This is a genomic window from Streptomyces pratensis, from assembly GCF_016804005.1.
GTDB lineage: Bacteria > Actinomycetota > Actinomycetes > Streptomycetales > Streptomycetaceae > Streptomyces > Streptomyces pratensis_A.
Genome location: NZ_CP051486.1, coordinates 7,675,418 through 7,693,146 on the forward strand (window position 1 = coordinate 7,675,418; position 17,729 = coordinate 7,693,146).

The 17,729-nt window shown below is 70.7% G+C and carries 15 protein-coding genes and 1 pseudogene; 5 read left to right on the top strand and 11 right to left on the bottom strand.

Translation table 11 applies throughout. From position 1 onward, the window contains the following. Positions 1–4: 4 nt before the first annotated feature. From HED23_RS32220 to HED23_RS32230, 3 genes are all read right to left on the bottom strand, one after another. A complete protein-coding gene (locus tag HED23_RS32220; RefSeq protein ID WP_203186840.1) occupies positions 5–1,573 on the bottom strand; it encodes an APC family permease in 1,569 nt (522 codons plus the stop codon). 352 nt (positions 1,574–1,925) lie between these two features. Next, on the bottom strand, positions 1,926–3,848 hold the full coding sequence (locus tag HED23_RS32225; RefSeq protein WP_203186841.1) for an AMP-dependent synthetase/ligase: 1,923 nt from the start codon (positions 3,846–3,848) through the stop codon (positions 1,926–1,928). Between the two features lie 553 nt (positions 3,849–4,401). Further along, the gene (locus HED23_RS32230; protein WP_203186842.1) at positions 4,402–5,679 is read right to left on the bottom strand and encodes an acetyl-CoA C-acetyltransferase; all 1,278 of its coding nucleotides are present in this window, start codon (positions 5,677–5,679) and stop codon (positions 4,402–4,404) included. A gap of 74 nt (positions 5,680–5,753) precedes the next feature. Here HED23_RS32230 and HED23_RS32235 point away from each other — a divergent pair, with 74 nt between their 5' ends. Together HED23_RS32235 and HED23_RS32240 are read left to right on the top strand one after the other, a co-directional pair. After that, complete coding sequence (locus HED23_RS32235; protein ID WP_203186843.1) at positions 5,754–7,076, top strand: 3-oxoacyl-ACP reductase; 1,323 nt, start codon at positions 5,754–5,756, stop codon at positions 7,074–7,076. A 3-nt stretch (positions 7,077–7,079) separates the two neighbouring features. Continuing rightward, on the top strand, positions 7,080–7,946 hold the full coding sequence (locus HED23_RS32240; RefSeq protein ID WP_203186844.1) for a MaoC/PaaZ C-terminal domain-containing protein: 867 nt from the start codon (positions 7,080–7,082) through the stop codon (positions 7,944–7,946). Positions 7,947–7,952: 6 nt separating this feature from the next. On the opposite strand, the gene HED23_RS32245 is transcribed toward HED23_RS32240, so the two are convergent. After that, positions 7,953–8,573: a TetR/AcrR family transcriptional regulator gene (locus HED23_RS32245; RefSeq protein ID WP_203187730.1), complete on the bottom strand. Its 621-nt coding sequence runs from the start codon at positions 8,571–8,573 to the stop codon at positions 7,953–7,955. A gap of 235 nt (positions 8,574–8,808) precedes the next feature. Between HED23_RS32245 and HED23_RS32250 the strand changes: the two genes are divergently transcribed. Continuing rightward, positions 8,809–10,002: an alpha/beta hydrolase family protein gene (locus HED23_RS32250; protein WP_203186845.1), complete on the top strand. Its 1,194-nt coding sequence runs from the start codon at positions 8,809–8,811 to the stop codon at positions 10,000–10,002. A gap of 71 nt (positions 10,003–10,073) precedes the next feature. Here HED23_RS32250 and HED23_RS32255 read toward each other — a convergent pair whose 3' ends face one another. The 3 genes from HED23_RS32255 to HED23_RS32260 form a co-directional block, all read right to left on the bottom strand. After that, positions 10,074–11,177, bottom strand: coding sequence for a methyltransferase domain-containing protein (locus HED23_RS32255; RefSeq protein ID WP_203186846.1), 1,104 nt, complete (start codon positions 11,175–11,177; stop codon positions 10,074–10,076). Then, complete coding sequence (locus tag HED23_RS35780; RefSeq protein ID WP_274383045.1) at positions 11,174–11,299, bottom strand: hypothetical protein; 126 nt, start codon at positions 11,297–11,299, stop codon at positions 11,174–11,176. Before HED23_RS35780 ends, HED23_RS32255 begins: the two co-directional genes overlap by 4 nt. Before the next feature lie 236 nt (positions 11,300–11,535). Continuing rightward, complete coding sequence (locus tag HED23_RS32260; RefSeq protein WP_203186847.1) at positions 11,536–11,703, bottom strand: hypothetical protein; 168 nt, start codon at positions 11,701–11,703, stop codon at positions 11,536–11,538. 130 nt (positions 11,704–11,833) lie between these two features. Between HED23_RS32260 and HED23_RS32265 the strand changes: the two are divergent. Together HED23_RS32265 and HED23_RS32270 are read left to right on the top strand one after the other, a co-directional pair. Then, positions 11,834–12,952 (top strand): annotated as a pseudogene (locus HED23_RS32265) (helix-turn-helix domain-containing protein). 12 nt (positions 12,953–12,964) lie between these two features. Continuing rightward, positions 12,965–13,546 (top strand): HD domain-containing protein, encoded by a 582-nt coding sequence (locus HED23_RS32270; RefSeq protein WP_203186848.1) that lies wholly within the window; start codon positions 12,965–12,967, stop codon positions 13,544–13,546. Between the two features lie 76 nt (positions 13,547–13,622). Here the strand turns inward: HED23_RS32270 and HED23_RS32275 are convergent, their stop codons facing one another. The 4 genes from HED23_RS32275 to mqnE all read right to left on the bottom strand — a co-directional run bounded on the left by HED23_RS32275 (position 13,623) and on the right by mqnE (position 17,645). Further along, on the bottom strand, positions 13,623–14,978 hold the full coding sequence (locus HED23_RS32275; RefSeq protein WP_203186849.1) for a dicarboxylate/amino acid:cation symporter: 1,356 nt from the start codon (positions 14,976–14,978) through the stop codon (positions 13,623–13,625). 392 nt (positions 14,979–15,370) lie between these two features. Then, positions 15,371–15,667 carry a DUF4229 domain-containing protein gene (locus HED23_RS32280; RefSeq protein WP_203186850.1) on the bottom strand — a complete coding sequence of 99 codons (297 nt, stop codon included), beginning with the start codon at positions 15,665–15,667 and terminating at the stop codon, positions 15,371–15,373. A 133-nt stretch (positions 15,668–15,800) separates the two neighbouring features. Further along, a complete protein-coding gene (locus HED23_RS32285) occupies positions 15,801–16,331 on the bottom strand; it encodes a GNAT family N-acetyltransferase (RefSeq protein ID WP_203186851.1) in 531 nt (176 codons plus the stop codon). 150 nt (positions 16,332–16,481) lie between these two features. Next, positions 16,482–17,645 (bottom strand): aminofutalosine synthase MqnE, encoded by a 1,164-nt coding sequence (gene mqnE / locus HED23_RS32290; protein WP_203186852.1) that lies wholly within the window; start codon positions 17,643–17,645, stop codon positions 16,482–16,484. Positions 17,646–17,729 lie beyond the last annotated feature (84 nt).

Below are 17,729 nucleotides of genomic sequence, written 5' to 3' on the forward strand. Positions count from 1 at the left end.
CGGATCAGTCCTCCACCACGAGGGCCGGGGTCTCCTTCGTCAGCACCTCGCCCCGGAAGAACGCGGGGCTGCGGCGGCGCACGGTCTCCATCAGCACCACGCCGAGCAGCAGCAGCCCGACACCGATGACGAAGACGGAACCGACGCCGAGGACGGATGATCCGGAGCCGTACGCCGGGTCCCACATGTCGTACAGGGTCTTGCCGAAGACGGCTGCGAGCAGGATGCCGCCGACGACGGGGAACAGCCCCTTGAAGACGAGGTCGCGGGCGGACCGGGTGAGGTCGGCGCGGAAGTACCAGACGCAGGCGAAGGCCGTCAGCGCGTAGTAGAAGCAGATCATCAGGCCGAGCGCGTAGATCGTGTCGACGAGGACGTGCTCGCTGACCAGGGTCATCACCGTGTAGAACACACCGGTCGCCGCACCCGCCACGACGGTGGCCCGCCCCGGGGTCCTGAAGCGCGGGTGGACCTCGGCGTACGAGGCGGGCAGGGCCTCGTACGACGCCATCGCCAGGACCGTACGCGCCACCGGGATGAAGGTGGTCTGCAGGCTCGCGGCGGCGGACGCCAGCACCGCCAGGAAGAGGAGGACGCCGAGGCCGGGGCCCATGACCGGGCCCGCCAGGGCGGCGAAGACGTTGTCGGAGGTTTCCGGGTTCGCGAGGCCGAGGCCCGAGTCGCCGGTGCCGACGGCCATCTGCGCGGCGATGCCGGTGGCGAGGTAGGAGCCGACCAGCACGACCATCGCGATGAGCGCGGCGCGGCCGGGCGTCCTCTCGGCTCCGGTGGTCTCCTCGTTGGCGGTGAGACAGGTGTCCCAGCCCCAGAACATGAAGATCGAGAGGGACAGTCCCGCCGTGAAGGCGGCGAAGGACTGGATCGCGAACGGGTTCAGCCAGGACCAGGAGAAGTCCGTCGACGTCGCCGCGAAGTCCCCGGCACCCGCCTTCTGCACGGCCATCGCCACGAACACCGCGAGGACCACGAGCTGGAGGGCCACGAGGGTGTACTGGAGGCCCTTGGTGGCCGTCATCCCCCGGTAGCTGATCGCCGTCGCGGCGGCGATCAGGAGGAGGCACGTGAGGATGTGGACCGGCTTGCTGTCGTCGAGGGCGGCGACGGACTCGTTGCCCGTGACCTCGCCCGCCAGCAGCCAGAAGTAGGAGGTGGCGACGCCCGCGAGGTTCGACAGCACGATGATCGTGGCGATCACCAGCCCCCAGCCGCACATCCACCCCAGTCGCGGCCCGAAGGCCTTGACCGTCCAGGTGAACGACGTGCCGCAGTCCGGCACGGCCTTGTTGAGCTCCCGGTACGCGAAGGCGACCAGCAGCATCGGGAGGAACCCGGCCAGGAAGACGGCCGGCATCTGCACGCCGACCTCGCCGGCGGTGGAGCCGAGGGTGGAGGTCAGGCAGTACACCGGGGCGACGGTGGAGATGCCGAGGACAGCGCTGCCCATCAGGCCGACGGAGTTCCCGCCGAGGCCCTTCTCGCGTACGCCGCCGTCGGCCGGGGCGCTTCCCCGTGCCGTGTCTCCGGCCTGTGGCCGCGCGTCCAGCTCAGTCATGGAGAGGACGCTAGGCCCTGCGATTTCCATATACGTAGGGTGAGACCCCAATGTCTCACCCTTGATTCACCACCCCTTGACGGGACTTGAATCAACCCTTCAAAGGCCTTGAGGTGAAAACACCTTGCAATCACTGCTACATGATCAGGAGAAGCACGGTACGGGAACCGCACCCCTGTCCGTTTTGCTGTAGTTCAAAATTTTCCTGCCGTATTCCCGGACGTCAGGACGACGGCATCCCGGACGCCAGGGCGACGGCATCCCGGACGCCAGGGCGACGGCTCCCCGGGCGTCGGGGCGACGGCCGCCCCGACGCCCGCGGAAGTACTTCCGCTCCGGCCGGGAAGCCCGGCTACCGCTTGCGGTACAACTCCTCGATCTCCGCGTCGAAGTCACGCAGGATCGCGTCCCGCTTCAGCTTCAGCGACGGGGTGAGGTGACCGCTCTCCTCGGTGAAGTCCTTCGTGAGCACCGTGAACTTACGGATGGACTCGGCGCGCGAGACGAGCCGGTTGGCCTCGTCGACCGCACGCTGCAGCGCGGTGAGCAGCTCCTCGTCCTGGACGAGTTCCCGCAGGGGCACGCCTTCCTTCTTCCGCATCCGGCGCCAGTGGGCGAGGCCGTCCGGCTCCAGGGTGATCAGGGCGCTGATGAAGGACCGGTTGTCCCCCACCACCATGCACTGGCTCACCAGCGGATGGGCGCGCAGCCAGTCCTCGAGCGGGGCGGGGGTCACGTTCTTGCCGCCGGACGTGATGATGATGTCCTTCTTGCGTCCGGTGATCGTGAGGTAGCCGTCGTCGTCCAGGGCCCCCAGGTCGCCCGTAGGGAACCAGTTGTCCTCCATGTACGGCGTGGCCTCGCCGCGTTCGGTGTCCCAGTAGCCCCGGAAGACCTGCCCTCCGCTGAGCAGGACCTCCCCGTCGTCCGCGATCCGCACGGCGGTGCCCGGCAGCGGCCAGCCCACCGTGCCCAGCCGGGGTTTGAGCGGCGGGGTGACCGTGGCGGCGGCGGTGGTCTCGGTCAGGCCGTAGCCCTCGAATATCTGCATGCCCGCTCCGGCGTAGAACGCGGCGAGCCTGTGCCCCAGCGGGGAGCCCCCGCAGATCGCGTACCGGACGTGACCGCCCAGCGCGGCACGGATACGCCGGTAGACCAGCGGGTCGTAGAGGGCGCGCGCGGCACGGAGCCCGAGACCGGGGCCGGGGCCCGTGCCGTGCTCCGCCGCCTCGACCGCCTCGCCGTAACGCTGCGCGATACGGGCCGCGCGGTCGAAGGAGGAGGCGCGGCCCATCTTCTCGGCCGTCGCACGGCCGGTGTTGAAGACCTTCTCCAGGACGTAGGGGATGGCCAGCAGGAACGACGGCTTGAACCCGGCCAGATCCGCGAGCAGGTCTTCGGTCCGGATGGACGGCGCGTGTCCGAGCCGTACCCGGGCGCGCATGCAGCCGATCGCCACCATCCGGCCGAAGACGTGGGAGAGGGGCAGGAACAGGAGGGTGGACGCCGGGTACTTGGAAACGGACTTGAAGACCGGGTGGAGCAGCTCGATGGCGTTGTCGACCTCGGCGAAGAAGTTGCCGTGGGTCAGGACGCAGCCCTTGGGCCGGCCCGTGGTGCCGGAGGTGTAGATGAGCGTGGCGGGGCTGTCCGGTTCCAGTGCGCCGCGACGGGCGGCAACGACCGCGTCGGGTATGTCCTTGCCGAGCGTCTTCAGCCGGCCTATCGCCCCCGTGTCGAACTGCCAGAGATGGGCGAGGTCACCCAGCTGCTGCCGCTCCTGGCTGATGAGCCGGCCCTGCTCCTTGGTCTCCACGGCACAGGCCACGGCACCGGAGTCCTGGAGGATCCAGCGCGTCTGGAAGGCCGACGAGGTGGGATAGACCGGCACGGTGACCAGCCCGGCGGCCCAGGAAGCGAAGTCGAGCAGCGTCCACTCGTAAGTCGTACGGGCCATGATCGCGACCCTGTCGCCGCTCTGGAGGCCCTCCGCTATCAGGCCCTTGGCCACGGCCTGGACCTCATCGGCGAAGGCGGCGGCGGTCACGTCCTGCCAGCTGCCGTCGGCCTGCTTGCGGCTGAGGACCGCCTCGGACGGGGCCTCCCGGGCGTTGTCGAAGGGGATCTCGGCGAGCGAACCGCGTCGTACGGCCGGCGCGAGCGGCGGCACGGAGACTTCCCGTACCGTGCCGTCGGCCGCCCTGACGACAGTCGGCTCGACCAGGACGGGAACGGTGGGCGCGGCGGTTGCGGCGGCGGGGGCGGGCGTGGACACGAGCGGCTCCTCGACGTGGGGTACGGCGCCGGGCCCGTCCGTGGGTCCGGCGCCGAGGCGGCTGCTGGGTGCGCGGGGTCGTTCACGTGTTGATGGACGTCGGATGCGGATGAGCTGCGGTTGCGGTTGCGGGTGGGCGGCGGGTGCGGATGGGGCTCCGCCGGGCTTCAGGGGCCCTCCAAGGGCTGCGGTGAATCGAGGGCGTTCCAGGATCGTGGTACCCCGGAGACGGTCCGGGACCGGGGTGTCCCGGAGACCGTCCGGAACCGTGGTGTCCCGGAGCCGGTCCAGGATCGTGGTGTCCCGGAGACGGTCCGGGACCGTGGTGTCCCGGAGACCGTCCGCGATCACCGTGGCTCAGCGATCGCCAGGCGGACCGGGGTGGTTCGGAGGCGGGCCGAACGCCTCGCGGTGACCCGGAGGCGTTCCGGGACCGGGGTGGCCAAGGGGCATCCCGCGATCACGGTGACCTGGAGGCGTTCCGGGACCGGGGTGGCCAAGGGGCATCCCGCGATCACGGTGACCTGGAGGCGTTCCGGCAGATCGCTGTGGCTCAGGGGCGTTCCAGGATCGCGGTCACCCCCTGGCCGCCCGCCGCGCAGACCGAGATCAGCCCCCGGCCCGGCGCGTCCCGCTCCGCGAGGAGCTTGGCCAGGGTCGCCACGATCCGGGCGCCCGTCGCGGCGAAGGGGTGACCGGTGGCGAGGGACGATCCGGCCACGTTCAGCTTGTCCCTGTCGACGGGGGCGAGCCCCTGCTCCTCCCAGGACGCCAGGGTGGCGAGCACCTGGGAGGCGAAGGCCTCGTGGATCTCGAAGAGGTCGAAGTCCTCCACGGCCAGCCCGGCCCGTTCCAGCATGCGCGGTACAGCGTGGGCGGGCGCCATCAGAAGCCCGTCCTCACCGTGCACGTAGTCCACGGCGGCCGTCTCGTACAGCGACAGGTACGCCAGCGGTTCCAGGCCGTGCCGATCGGCCCACTCCTCGCTCGCCAGCAGCACGGTGGCGGCGCCGTCGGTGAGCGGGGTCGAATTGCCCGCGGTCATCGTCGCGTCGGGGTGACCGGCGCCGAACACCGGCTTCAGCGTTGCGAGTTTCTCCACGGTGGAGCCGGGGCGCAGATTCTGGTCGCGCTCCAGGCCGAGATACGGGACGACGAGGTCGTCGAGGAAGCCGCGTTCGTACGCCGCGGCGAGCCGCTGGTGGCTGGTCGCGGCCAGCAGGTCCTGGTCCTCACGGGCCACCCGCCACTGCCGGGCGGTGACCGCCGCGTGCTCGCCCATCGAAAGCCCGGTACGCGGTTCGGCGTTGCGCGGGATGTCCGGGACGAGGTGGCCTGGCCGGACGGCTGCCAGAGCCTTGATCCGGGCGCCCGTCGACCTGGCGCGGCGCGCCTCCAGCAAGATCCTGCGCAGCCGGTCGTTGACCCCGAGCGGCGCGTCGCTCGTGGTGTCCGCGCCGCCGGCGATCGCCGAGTCGACCGCGCCCAGCGCGATCTTGTTGGCCGCGGCGACGACGGCCTGCAGACCGGTGCCGCACGCCTGCTGGATGTCGTACGCGGGTGTGCGCGGGTCCAGGGCGGAGCCGAGCACCGTCTCGCGGGCCAGGTTGAAGTCCCGGCTGTGCTTGAGGACCGCGCCGGCGACGAACTCGCCGACCTGCCGGCCCCGCAGACCGAAGCGCTCGACGAGTCCGTCCAGCGCGGCGGTCAGCATGTCCTGGTTCGACGCTCGCGCGTACGGGCCGTCGGAGCGGGCGAACGGAATACGACTGCCACCGATGACCGCGACCCGACGCGGCTGCGGAAGTGCGAGGGGAATCAACTCGACCAACTCATCTCGACAACTCCTGACCCTTGAGTAACCTTACTCCGGAGTAAATCTACGACCGAGCAGGAGTCCAGACAATGGCCGACCGCTATCTGCACTTCACCGGCACCGCACCCGGCCGATTCCTGACCCGCAGGCTCGGCCTGCCGCAGCCCGCGCCCCTGCGCCGCTGGACACTGGAAACCCCGTCCCTCGACGGGCCGTTGCTCCACCTCACCGCAGGCAGCTCCGCCCACCCCGGCACGCTCGGCCCGGTACTCTCCACGACCGGCCTGAAGGTCACCGGTCAGGCCGAACGCCCGGTCGCCGTCGTTCTCGACGCCACCGGCGTCACCACGGTCGCGGGCCTCTCCGACGTACACGCCGCTCTCCACCCCGTCGTACGGTCGCTGGCCGGCGGCGGCCGTGTCGTCGTCCTCGGCACGACGCCGTCCCCCGACGACCACCACCAGGCAGCGGCCCAGCAGGCCCTCGAAGGATTCGTGCGCTCGCTCGGCAAGGAGATCGGCCGGGGCGCCACCGCGCAGCTGCTGCGGCTCGCCCCCGGGGCGAACGCCGCCTCGGCCGAGTCCACGCTCCGCTTCCTGCTGTCCCCCCGCTCCGCCTACGTCAGCGGCCAGGTCGTCGAACTCACCGCCGACGCACCCGGCGAGGTCGCCGACTGGGCGGCGCCGCTCTCCGGGCGCACCGCGGTGGTCACCGGTGCGGCACGCGGCATCGGGGCGTCCGTCGCCTCCGTCCTCGCGAGGGACGGCGCGCAGGTGATCTGCCTGGACGTCCCGCAGGCCCAGGAGGAACTCGCCCGCACCGCCGCACGCCTCGGCGCCGCCGCCCTGCCGCTGGACATCACCGCACCCGATGCCGCCGGCCTCATCGCAGCAGCCGTCCCCGACGGCCTCGACATCCTCGTGCACAACGCGGGCATCACCCGGGACCGGCGCCTCGCGAACATGCCGGCCGACCGCTGGTCCTCGGTCATCGACGTCAACCTGGACAGCGTCCTGCGCACCACGGACGCCCTCGTCGAATCGGGCACCCTCCGCCGCGGCGGCCGTATCGTCGCCACCGCGTCCATCGCCGGGATCGCGGGCAACAACGGCCAGACCAACTACGCGGCCAGCAAGGCGGGTATCATCGGACTCGTCCGCTCCCTGGCCCCACGCGCCGCCGCCCGGCACGGCATCACGGTCAACGCCGTCGCACCCGGCTTCATCGAGACGAAGATGACGGCCGCCGTGCCCCTCTTCATCCGCGAGGCCGGACGCCGGATGAATTCCCTTTCCCAGGGCGGGCTCCCCGTGGACGTCGCCGAGACCACCGCCTGGTTCGCCCAGCCCGCGTCCGGCGCGGTCAACGGCCAGATCGTCCGGGTATGCGGCCAGAGCCTGCTGGGGGCGTGACCCATGGACGACCTGGTCCTGTCCCTCGTCCGCGGAGCCGTCACCTCGCCGTTCAAGCGGCCGGGTCACGCAGGCACCACACCGCCCGCCGGCCGCGCGGTGGTCCCGCCCGGCCGCATCGCCCCCGGCCCCCTGGCCGCGTACAGCAGGATCTGCGGCTTCGCCGAATCGGGCCCGCTGCCGCTCACCTACCCGCACGTGCTGGGCTTCCCGGCAGCCATGCGCCTGATGACCGCCCGCGGCTTCCCGCTGCCGGTGCTGGGGCTGGTCCACACCTGGATCGAGATCACCGGGCACCGCGCGCTGCACCCCACGGACCAGCTCGAACTCACGGTGTACGCCGACGAACTGAACCCCCATCGCCGCGGCACCGAGGTCACGATGGTCACCGAGGCCAGGATCTCGGGCGAGCTCGCCTGGGAATCACGGAGCGGCTACCTGTCCCGGCACGCACCCGGCACCACCGACGCACCGTCCCGGCACACACCCGGCACCACCGACGCACCGCCCCGTCCCCCGGCCGCACCACCGGAGTTGCCCGCCGTGACCGAGTGGCGGCTGCCCGCCGACCTGGGCCGCCGGTACGGAGCCGCTTCGGGCGACCGGAATCCCATCCACCTGCACCCCGTGACGGCACGGCTGTTCGGCTTCCCCCGTCACATCGCGCACGGCATGTGGACCGTCGCCCGCAGCCTGGCCGAGGCCGGCGGCGCAGCGGGTGAACCGGGCCGCATCCGCACCGTCCGCGCGGACTTCAAGGCACCGGTCCTGCTTCCCTCCACAGTCACGTACGCCACCGACGGCACCGCCTTCGAGGTCCGCGGCGGCAGCCGCGTCCACCTCACCGGCGGCGTGACCCGGGAGGGCTGAGACCGCTCAGTCCCCCCGGGACTGCCAGCCGCGCCCGTGCATGAGGTTCTCCAGCCCCGCCCAGGAGAAGTTCATCAAAGTGGTGGCGGCCTCCTTCGCCGAGACGCCGGGAGTGACGTTCGCCCAGCCGGCGAGCGCCTCCGCCGCCCCCACCAGAGCCTGCGCCAGCCCCGCCACATCCCGGTCGGGCAACGCGGGATCACGGTGGGCCTCACGCGCCGCCGCACCGATCAGACCGGTCACGAACGCAACGATCTCCTTCCGCAGCGCCCCCACCTCGCTGACGAACGGCTCCCCGTGCGAGCTCGCCTGCTGGTGCAGCACGGCCCAGCCGTCCGGGTTGTCCGCGGTGTGCGTGAAGAACGCACGCAGCCCCGACCACAGTTGCGCGTCAGCCGGAATCCCCGGCTCCACCCCCGCCTGCACCGCCTCCACCAGGGCTTTCGACTCACGGCGGATGCACGCGGTGAAGAGCTCCTCCTTGGAATTCAGGTACAGGTAGACCAAGGGCTTGGACACACCGGCCAGTTCCGCGATCTCGTCCATCGAGGCAGCCCGGTAGCCACGCTGAGCGAACGTCCGCACGGCGGCGTCCATCATCTGCTGCTCACGCACCGCGCGCGGCATCCGTTTGCTCTTCACTGCACTCACGTCAGACATCCCTCCCGCCCCCACTGCGCTACTCCTCGGTAAGAGTACGGCGCGGCCCGGTCGGCGTCGTGCGAAAGGAACGCAGTCCGGCCACGATGGCCGGTAGTCGTCCACTACCTCTGCGGTACCCCGCCCCGTACGCCTCCGGTAGCCCACGGGATCACACTCCGGGCCGACGCCCCGCCCGGACCGTCTGCCTACTGTCCTTCACATGACGATCAGACTCCGCAGACGAACCGCTGTCGCCGCACTCGCCGTCATGGCCGTGCTCGCCACGCCTGCCGTCTCCGCCCAGGCCTTATCCGCCCCCGCCCCCGCCGCGTCCACCACCACCACGGCGGAACAGCCCCGCCCGACCGGCCCCTACGCCGTGGGCGTCGACGTCCTTCACCTCACCGACCACAGCCGCGCCGACCCGTGGGTTCCGGAGTCCGGGGACCGCGAGCTGATGGTGTCGGTCCACCACCCCGCACGGGCGGGCGGCTCGGGGGCCTCCGCGCCCTACATGAGCACGAAGGAGGCCGAGGCCCTCCTGGCCGGCCTCGGACTGAGGGGCGACGCGCCGGCCCTGCTCAGCTCCCTCGCCACCCACGCACGTCCGGACGCGGCCGCCGCGCGGGGCCGGTTCCCCCTGGTGCTGCTCTCCCCCGGCTTCGGCAACCCCCGGGCGACCCTGACCTCCCTCGCGGAGGACCTGGCGAGCCGCGGCTATGTCGTGGCGAGCGTCGACCACGCCTACGAATCCCTGGGGACGGCTTTCCCCGGCGGACGGATCCCCACGTGCGCCGCCTGTGACGCGGTCGAGGCGGCGCCGGACGACGCGGCCGAACTGGAGGTGCTGAAGACGGTCTCCACCGGACGGGCCGCCGACCTCTCCTTCGTGCTCGACCGGCTCACCGGTCCTCGCCCCTCCTGGGAGCACTCGCGCATGATCGACCGGCGCCGGGTCGCCGCCGTCGGCCACTCCATCGGCGGCAGCGCCGCGGCCTCCACGATGCTCGCCGATCCCCGCGTCGACGCGGGGATCAACATGGACGGCACCTTCTTCGAGCGGATCCCCGCGTCCGGCCTGGGAGAGCGGCCCTTCATGATGCTGGGCACCGCCTTCCACTCCCCCGGAGGAGAGGACGAGTCCTGGGACCAGGGCTGGCAGCGGCTGGACGGCTGGAAGCGCTGGCTCGGCGTCGAGGGCTCCGGCCACTCCAGCTTCACGGACGTGCCCGTCCTGGAGGACCGTATGGACGTGACGCTGGACCCCACGGTCACGCTCACCACCGACCGGCAGGTCACCATCACCCGCGACTACGTCGGCGCGTTCCTCGACCAGCACCTGCGGGGACGCCACCAGCCCCTGCTGGACGGCCCCACGCAGGGCAATCCCGAGGTGGTCTTCAACAACCCCTGACACGCACCGGGGCGTGTCCGCCCTCAGGCCCGGGCGGGCTCAGGCCCGGGCGGGCTCAGGCCCGGGCGGGCTCAGGCCCGGGCGGGCTCGATCACCTCGTGGGGATCACGGAGCCAGACACGCTGCCCCCTGCCGGTCACGGTCAGCCCGAACTGTTCGTGGCCGGGCCGGCCGAGGGCGTCGTACTCCAGCCAGGCCTGCTCGATGTCCTCCCAGAGCAGCCCGGGGCCGTACTGCAGGACATCCCCTCCGGTCGCGGCGGTGGCGGCGGCCCCGTCCTCCCGGGTCGCCCACACCCGCGCGCCGTCGACGGTGTCCTGGTGAGTGAGCCGTACGCCGGGCAGCCGGGCCCCGGCGTACAGCGCGAACCCGAGCGTGAGGAGCCGGGCCGGGTCCACACCCGAGGCACGGGCCCGGCCCCCCTCCCCGTCGACCTGATGCGGGCCCACGCGGTGCGCGCGCATCGGCATGTACGACGCACCCCCGCAGAACGGCCCGAGCGCGGTGCCGTCTTCCTGCACATGCAGCTGGACCAGGGCTCCGGACCAGAAGTCCCGCGCGAGCGGGGCGACGACGATCCCACCGGTCCTGACCTGCCGGACGAGGGCGTGCGGGACGTACCGGAGCGCGCAGGTCGCGATCAGCCGGTCCACCGGCCCCGCACTCGGCCACGGCTGCTCGCCGTCCCCGACCCGCAGATGCGGCCGGTACCCCGCGCCCGCCAGGAACTCCGCCGCCTGGCGCGCGACGACGGGGTCCAGCTCGACGCTGTGGACCCGCTCGTCACCGAGCCGCTCGGAGAGCAACGCGGCCACGTACCCGGTGCCGGTACCGATCTCCAGCACGCGGTGCCCGTCCTCGGCCTGGAGCAGACCGAGCATCCGGGCAACCATCGACGGCTGGCTGTTCGACGAGGTCGCGACACCCGGTCCGTCCTCGGCCCCGTCGTCTAGCTGGGTCACGACCGGCTCGTCACTGTTGACCAGGGCAAGCCAGTCGTCCGCCCCGACGACCGGCTCACACCGGTCGGGGAGCTGCCGCCAGACGTCCGCCGGGATGAACAGGCTGCGCGGCACGGCATCGAAGACCCGCCGCCAGCGGGCACTGAGCAACCCGCGATCGGCGAGATCCTGGACCAGGTCCGGGTAGGTGCGGACGGTGTGCGCCGTGCTCATGAGCGCGCGCCGTACGTGGGACCGCTGCCGTCCGGGGACGGCGGGGTGGGCGGCGGCGTCCAGGGCTTGTCGGAGGGTGCGCCGCCGTGCTTCCCGTCGTCGGACTGCTGTGTGGTGGTCATCGTGCTTCTCCTTCGTTCGGGGTGAGAACGATTTCGTTCGGGGTGAGAACGACCGGTTGCGGATCGACCGCCCCGGCGGGGTCATCGGATGTGGCAGGAGCAGGCGCAGCGATGTACTTCGACCGGGCGCTCCCACCTCGGTGCATCGGGAAGTCGTAGCTCGCCGGGCCCGGGACATTCACGGTGCTCACCGATCCGGCACAGAGACGCCGGCTCCGCCTCAGGTGGTGCTGTCTTCACGGCTGCTGTACCTCCGGTGACGTGGGCACGCAGCGCGGACACCCGCAGTCCGGCAGAACGGACGAGAGCGCGGGCTGCCCCAGAGGCACGACCTCGGCCTCCTCGCGCACCACCCGGATCCCGCCGTCGCGGTTCACCTCGTACACCTTGATCGTCATCGTCACCACAACGCCCTTCCACTACCCTGAGTTGCCGGTCGTCACTGCAACCACGACGGTAGGGGGCGGAGGCCTCGGCATGAACTGACTGCGGGTACGGGTGCCCGACCGCGGTCGAAGGGGCAATGGGGACGCCATGGGAACCGGCTCACGCACCACCCTGACCAGCAGTCAGGGAACGTTGCACAGGCATCGCGGCGGACCGGTGTCCGGGTACGTGTTCCGCCTGATCCGCGAGCAGTTGGGCTACACACAGGACACCCTCGCCGATCGGTTCCGGATCTCGCCCGACACGGTTGCGGGCTGGGAGTCCGGCCGCCGGCCCCTGACCGCCGTGCCGGTGGGACAGATGCTCGTCTACCGCCACCAGCTTCTGCGGCTGGGCAGCTCGCCCTCCCTGCTCCTGTCCCTGGAGCGGGCCATGGAGGCGGACGTGCTCCTGGCAGGCGCTCTGGACGAGGAAGTCCCCGCCGGGCAAGGCCCGATCGGCGCATGGGTCATGCAGCGCGACCTGGTCGAGTTCCTGTCCTGGCCACTCAACGGCGTCACCCCGACACCGTTGCGAACACTGCCCGACCCGCCGCGACCGCGCCGGGGCCCGGTGCCACGCGGACCGGAGCTCCCCGCCGTCGACCGCCGACGATTCTTCTCCCGCATGCGCCGGTCCGCCGAGCGGGCGCGCGGCGGGGAGCGCTTCCTCCTGCGCCGCCAGGCCCTCTACCTGGCCGGATAGGACGTCGCGCCCGACACCTCCGACTGGCTGGCCCAGCAGCAGCGGATCGAGCGCCCGGACGGATGGCTGGCGGGCTGGCTCAACTCCCGCTCCGTCGCGACCGTCGCCGCCAGGCAGGGGGACCAGGAACGGATGAGGCACTTCATCACCACCAGCCTCGCCGACGACGACGCGGGAGAAACCGCCAACCTGAACTACTGGGCCTACTGGATCGGCGAGGCACCGCACATCCAGCTGTCCGACGACTTCATCACCGACCCTGACACCGGTCCGTGGCAGGGCGACAGACTCATGCGCCACCTCGTACGCGGTCTGACCCCGAAGCACGGATTCTTCGACCTCAACGTCCACACCCTCTGGACCCTGGTCGCCGCCCGCCCGAACCTGCTGCGCCCAGGCATCCCTGTCGGGCGCGATCTACGCCAGGCGCTCCCCGTGATGTTGGATGGCCGGGAGTTGTCGACGCGCGCGCGCCGGGAACTGGAAGGCATCCGGTACGCGATCCGCCTCGCCGAGGCGTGAGAGGAGACGGGCGTGGCTGACGACCTGTCCGCAGTGGGGCGCTTCTTGTACGAGGCCGGCACGCTCAAGCACACCCGTCGAACCGGCTGGTGGATGGCTGGGGTCAGCGACCCGGAGAGCGTGGCCGAGCACTCGTGGCGCACCTCGTTGATCGCGTCGGTCATCGCCGAATTGGAAGGCGCCGACCCCGCGCGGGCCGCGTTCCTCGCGGTGTGGCACGACACCCAGGAGACCCGCACCGGGGACGTCAACCACCTGGGGAAGAAGTACGCACCCGCAGGCGACCCACAGGAGGTCACCGCCGATCAGACGGCGGGTATGCCCGAGGTCCTGGCCTCCGCCATCCGCGGCCTGGTCGCCGAGTACGAAGCCAAGGAATCGCCGGAGGCGATCTGCGCCCGGGACGCCGACAAGCTGGAGTGCATGCTCCAGGGCATCGAGTACAAGGCACAGGGCTACGAGAACGCACAGCGCTGGATCGACAACAGCAAGGGCCGCCTCGTCACGGAAACCGGAAAGCGGTTGGCCGACGAACTCCTCCAACAGGGCACGCTCGACTGGCTGCGCACCGCCCTCGGCGAGAACGGCACCTGACCCCAGACGCACGAAACCGCCCTGCCCCCGGCCGGAGCCGGGGGCAGGGCGGTTCCTCGCGCGGGGCGGGTGTCGCTTACGCCGCGACGGGGACGCCCTTCGGCTCCGCGTCCTCGACCTCGGGCTCGTCGACCGGAGAGGCCGACGCCGAGTTGTACATGTCGTGGTCGAGAATCTTCTCGCGGGCCGACACGATCACCGGGACCAGAGCCTGTCCCGCGACGTTCGTCGCCGTCCTCATCATGTCCAGGATCGGGTCGATGGCCAGCAGCAGGCCCACGCCTTCCAGCGGGAGGCCCAGGGTCGACAGGGTGAGGGTCAGCATGACCGTGGCGCCGGTGAGGCCGGCGGTGGCCGCCGAGCCGATCACCGAGACGAACGCGATCAGGATGTAGTCACCGATGCCCAGCTGGACGTCGAAGATCTGCGCGATGAAGATCGCCGCCAGCGCCGGGTAGATCGCGGCGCAGCCGTCCATCTTCGTCGTGGCGCCGAACGGGACGGCGAAGCTCGCGTAGTTCTTCGGGACGCCGAGACGCTCGGTGACCTGCTGGGTGACCGGCATGGTGCCGACCGAGGAGCGGGAGACGAAGGCCAGCTGGATCGCGGGCCAGGCGCCCTTGAAGAACTGCAGCGGGCTGACCTTGGCGACCGTGGCGAGCAGCAGCGGGTAGACGCCGAACATCACGATGGCGCAGCCGATGTACACGTCGGCGGTGAACGTGGCGTACTTGCCGATCAGGTCCCAGCCGTAGTCGGCGATCGCGTAGCCGATGAGGCCGACGGTGCCGATCGGGGCGAGGCGGATGACCCACCACAGGGCCTTCTGGAGGAGCTCCAGGATCGACTCGCTGAGCGCGAGGATCGGCTTGGCCTTCTCACCGAGCTGGAGCGCGGCGATGCCGGCGACCGCGGCCATGAAGACGATCTGCAGGACGTTCAGCTCGGTGAACGGTGTGATGACGTCCGTGGGGACGATGCCGGTCAGGAAGTCGATCCAGGAGCCGGCGTTCTCGGGCTTGGCGCCGTCCTTCGGGGTGAGGCCGGTGCCTGCGCCCGGGTTGGTGATCAGGCCGATCGCGAGGCCGATGGCCACGGCGATCAGCGAGGTGATCATGAACCAGAGCAGTGTGCGGGAGGCCAGCCTGGCGGCGTTGTTGACCTTGCGCAGGTTGGTGATCGACACCAGGATCGCGAAGAATACGAGGGGCGCGACGGCCAGCTTGAGCAACTGGACGAAGATGCCGCCGACCTTGTCGAGGGTGGTGACGAGCCAGCTGACGTCCTGGCTGCGGGCGAGCCAGCCGAGCAGGACGCCGAGGACCAGACCGGCGACGATCTGCACCCAGAACGGGATGCTGGGCAGGCGGAAGCCGGAACCGGACGGCTTGCCGGCTTCGGTCTCTGCGGTGGACGCGGGATTCGCGGACACGGACACACTCCAGATGTGACGCATCGGGACGTACGAGGACAGACGTACGGTCGTGCGGTCGAGCAGGGGGACGGGGGTGCGGCGCCCGCGTCAGGGGCGGCGCCGCTGCATGATGCCGGTTCAGACGTTGCGGCAACAGACCGCGGACATACAGCGGCAGAGATCGACGTGCAGGCGCACCACGAGCGGGACGCCCAAGGCGTGGTGGGTGCGCGCTGCTGTCATCATGTCGAATACGTTAACACTGCAACTTTGAGAACCTCAAAGGTCCGCTTCTTGATCATTTTGGCGGACGGGTTCCCGGACACGCCGAAGCCCCGGTACGGGAGCGGCTGCTCCGGTCCGGGGCTTCGTCGGTACGGGGTGCGGGTGTGAGGAACCTTACGCGGCGCCTACTGGGTGACGCTGTCCTCGCGGGTCCGGTTCGACTCGAGCCTGGCCTTGGTCCGGTCGACCGACGAGATGATCTGCTCGGACATCTCGTCGCGCTGCTTGCGCAGCAGGATGAAGCTGAGGGGCGCGGAGAGCAGCAGGCCGAGGAGGATGACCCAGACGGCGTTGGAGCCGCCGACGCCCGAGGGCAGCACGCCGAAGTGGACCGCCACACCGGCGACGAAGAAGCAGCCGACGAAAATCAGCAGGCGCATGGCGGTGTACCGGATCGTTGCGCTCGGCTTGGCAGCGGACACGGCTGGCCTTCTCTCTACGTCCGACGTTCCTGCGGTCGTGCAGTCTGGAATCCTGCCCGACCAGTGAAGCATGCCCCGAATTCGATCAGTTCGCTGGGTTGCTCCTGGGGCTCCCGGCAGGGTTCTGCGGGCACTACCGACCGAGGAGCGGGAGCAGCATGATGATGTCGTCGCGGTAGTCGTCGTCGGCGACCCGGATGGCGTTGGGGATCCGGCCCACCTCCTTGTATCCGCAGGAGGCGTAGAAGCGGTCGGCGCCGGTGCCGCCACGGCAGGTGAGCCGGATGGCGTCGATGCCCTCGATCCCCTGGGCGGCGTCGGCCGTGGCCGTCATCAGTGCGCGCCCGAAGCCTTTGCCCTGGTGGCGCGGGTGCACCATCACCGTGTAGGCGCCGATCCAGTGCCGCATGAGCCGGTGGGTGTTGTGGGTGAGGAAGGCGGTGGCGGCCACCGTGCCGTCCTCGTCCCTCCCGACGATCAGGTGTGTGCGGCCTTCGGCCATGCCGATGAGGTGGCTGACCAGCTCCGGCCGGACCTCGTGGTCGGTGACGGGAGGCACGAAGCCGACGGCTCCGCCGGCGTTGCTGACGTCGACCCAGAGCGCGGTGATGCCGTCCCGCAGGGGCCGGTCGAACGCGGGATCCACTTCAAATGTAAGCGCCATAAGGGCAGGTTAACCATTACCCACGGTGTCCTTCAAACCGCGTCCACCACGCGAGAAAGCCCCGGCCGGAGCACGACGGCGGGCCGGGGCTGACGTACGGGGGTACCCGGGGCGCCCGCCACGGGCGGGCGGCCGGGCTCCCGTGGGGTCTCAGACGCGCATCGGCTGCGGCGTCTCGCGCCGCCCGGCGTCCGGGCCCGGGTACTCGCGCAGGATCTCGTACCGGGTGTTGCGCTCAACGGGCCGGAAGCCCGCGTCCCGGATGAGGTCCAGCAGGTCCTCACGGCCGAGCTTGTTCGGGGTGCCGTAGTCGTCGGCGTCGTGCGTGATCTTGTACTCGACGACCGATCCGTCCATGTCGTCCGCACCGTGCTGGAGTGCGAGCTGCGCGGTCTGCACGCCGTGCATCACCCAGAACACCTTGACGTGCGGGACGTTGTCGAAGAGCAGCCGCGAGACCGCGAAGGTCTTGAGCGCCTCCGCGCCGGTCGCCATCGACGTCCGCGCCTGGAGGGTGTTACGGACCTTGCCGTCCTTCATGTCCACGAAGTCGTGCTGGTAGCGCAGCGGGATGAAGACCTGGAAGCCGCCGGTCTCGTCCTGCATCTCCCGCAGCCGCAGCACGTGGTCGACGCGGTGACGGGGCTCCTCGATGTGCCCGTACAGCATCGTCGCGGGGGTCTTGAGACCCTTCTCGTGCGCGAGACGGTGGATGCGCGACCAGTCCTCCCAGTGGGTGTTGTGGTCGACGATGTGCTGGCGGACCTCCCAGTCGAAGATCTCCGCGCCACCGCCGGTCAGCGACTCCAGACCGGCGTCGATCAGCTCGTCGAGGATCTCGGACGCCGAGAGCCCGGAGATCGTCTCGAAGTGGTGGATCTCCGTCGCCGTGAACGCCTTGAGCGCCACCTCCGGCAGGGCTTCCTTGAGCGCGCTGAGCGAGCGCGGGTAGTAACGCCACGGCAGGGTGGGGTGCAGTCCGTTGACGATGTGCAGCTCGGTGAGGTTCTCGCCCTGCATCGCCTTCGCGAGGCGGACGGCCTCCTCGATGCGCATCGTGTACGCGTCCTTCTCGCCCGGCTTGCGCTGGAACGAGCAGTACGCGCAGGACGCGGTGCACACGTTGGTCATGTTGAGGTGACGGTTGACGTTGAAGTGGACGACGTCGCCGTTCTTCCTCGTACGCACCTCGTGGGCAAGCCCGCCGAGCCAGGCCAGGTCGTCGGACTCGTAGAGCGCGATCCCGTCCTCGCGGGTCAGCCGCTCGCCGGCCCGGACCTTCTCCTCCAGCTCGCGCTTGAGTCCCGCGTCCACCAGGGCGCCTCCATATCTCCGTGCGACAGATCCGGCAGCCCACGGTACTCCCCCGCCTTTCGGGCGGGGGGACCCCCGTCGCCG

Coding starts and splice junctions, on each gene's coding strand:
- HED23_RS32220 (WP_203186840.1), bottom strand. CDS start 1,573: ATGACTGAGCTGGACGCGCGGCCACAGGCCGGAGACACGGCACGGGGA.
- HED23_RS32235 (WP_203186843.1), top strand. CDS start 5,754: ATGGCCGACCGCTATCTGCACTTCACCGGCACCGCACCCGGCCGATTC.
- HED23_RS32240 (WP_203186844.1), top strand. CDS start 7,080: ATGGACGACCTGGTCCTGTCCCTCGTCCGCGGAGCCGTCACCTCGCCG.
- HED23_RS32245 (WP_203187730.1), bottom strand. CDS start 8,573: ATGCCGCGCGCGGTGCGTGAGCAGCAGATGATGGACGCCGCCGTGCGG.
- HED23_RS32250 (WP_203186845.1), top strand. CDS start 8,809: ATGACGATCAGACTCCGCAGACGAACCGCTGTCGCCGCACTCGCCGTC.
- HED23_RS32255 (WP_203186846.1), bottom strand. CDS start 11,177: ATGAGCACGGCGCACACCGTCCGCACCTACCCGGACCTGGTCCAGGAT.
- HED23_RS35780 (WP_274383045.1), bottom strand. CDS start 11,299: ATGACCACCACACAGCAGTCCGACGACGGGAAGCACGGCGGCGCACCC.
- HED23_RS32285 (WP_203186851.1), bottom strand. CDS start 16,331: ATGGCGCTTACATTTGAAGTGGATCCCGCGTTCGACCGGCCCCTGCGG.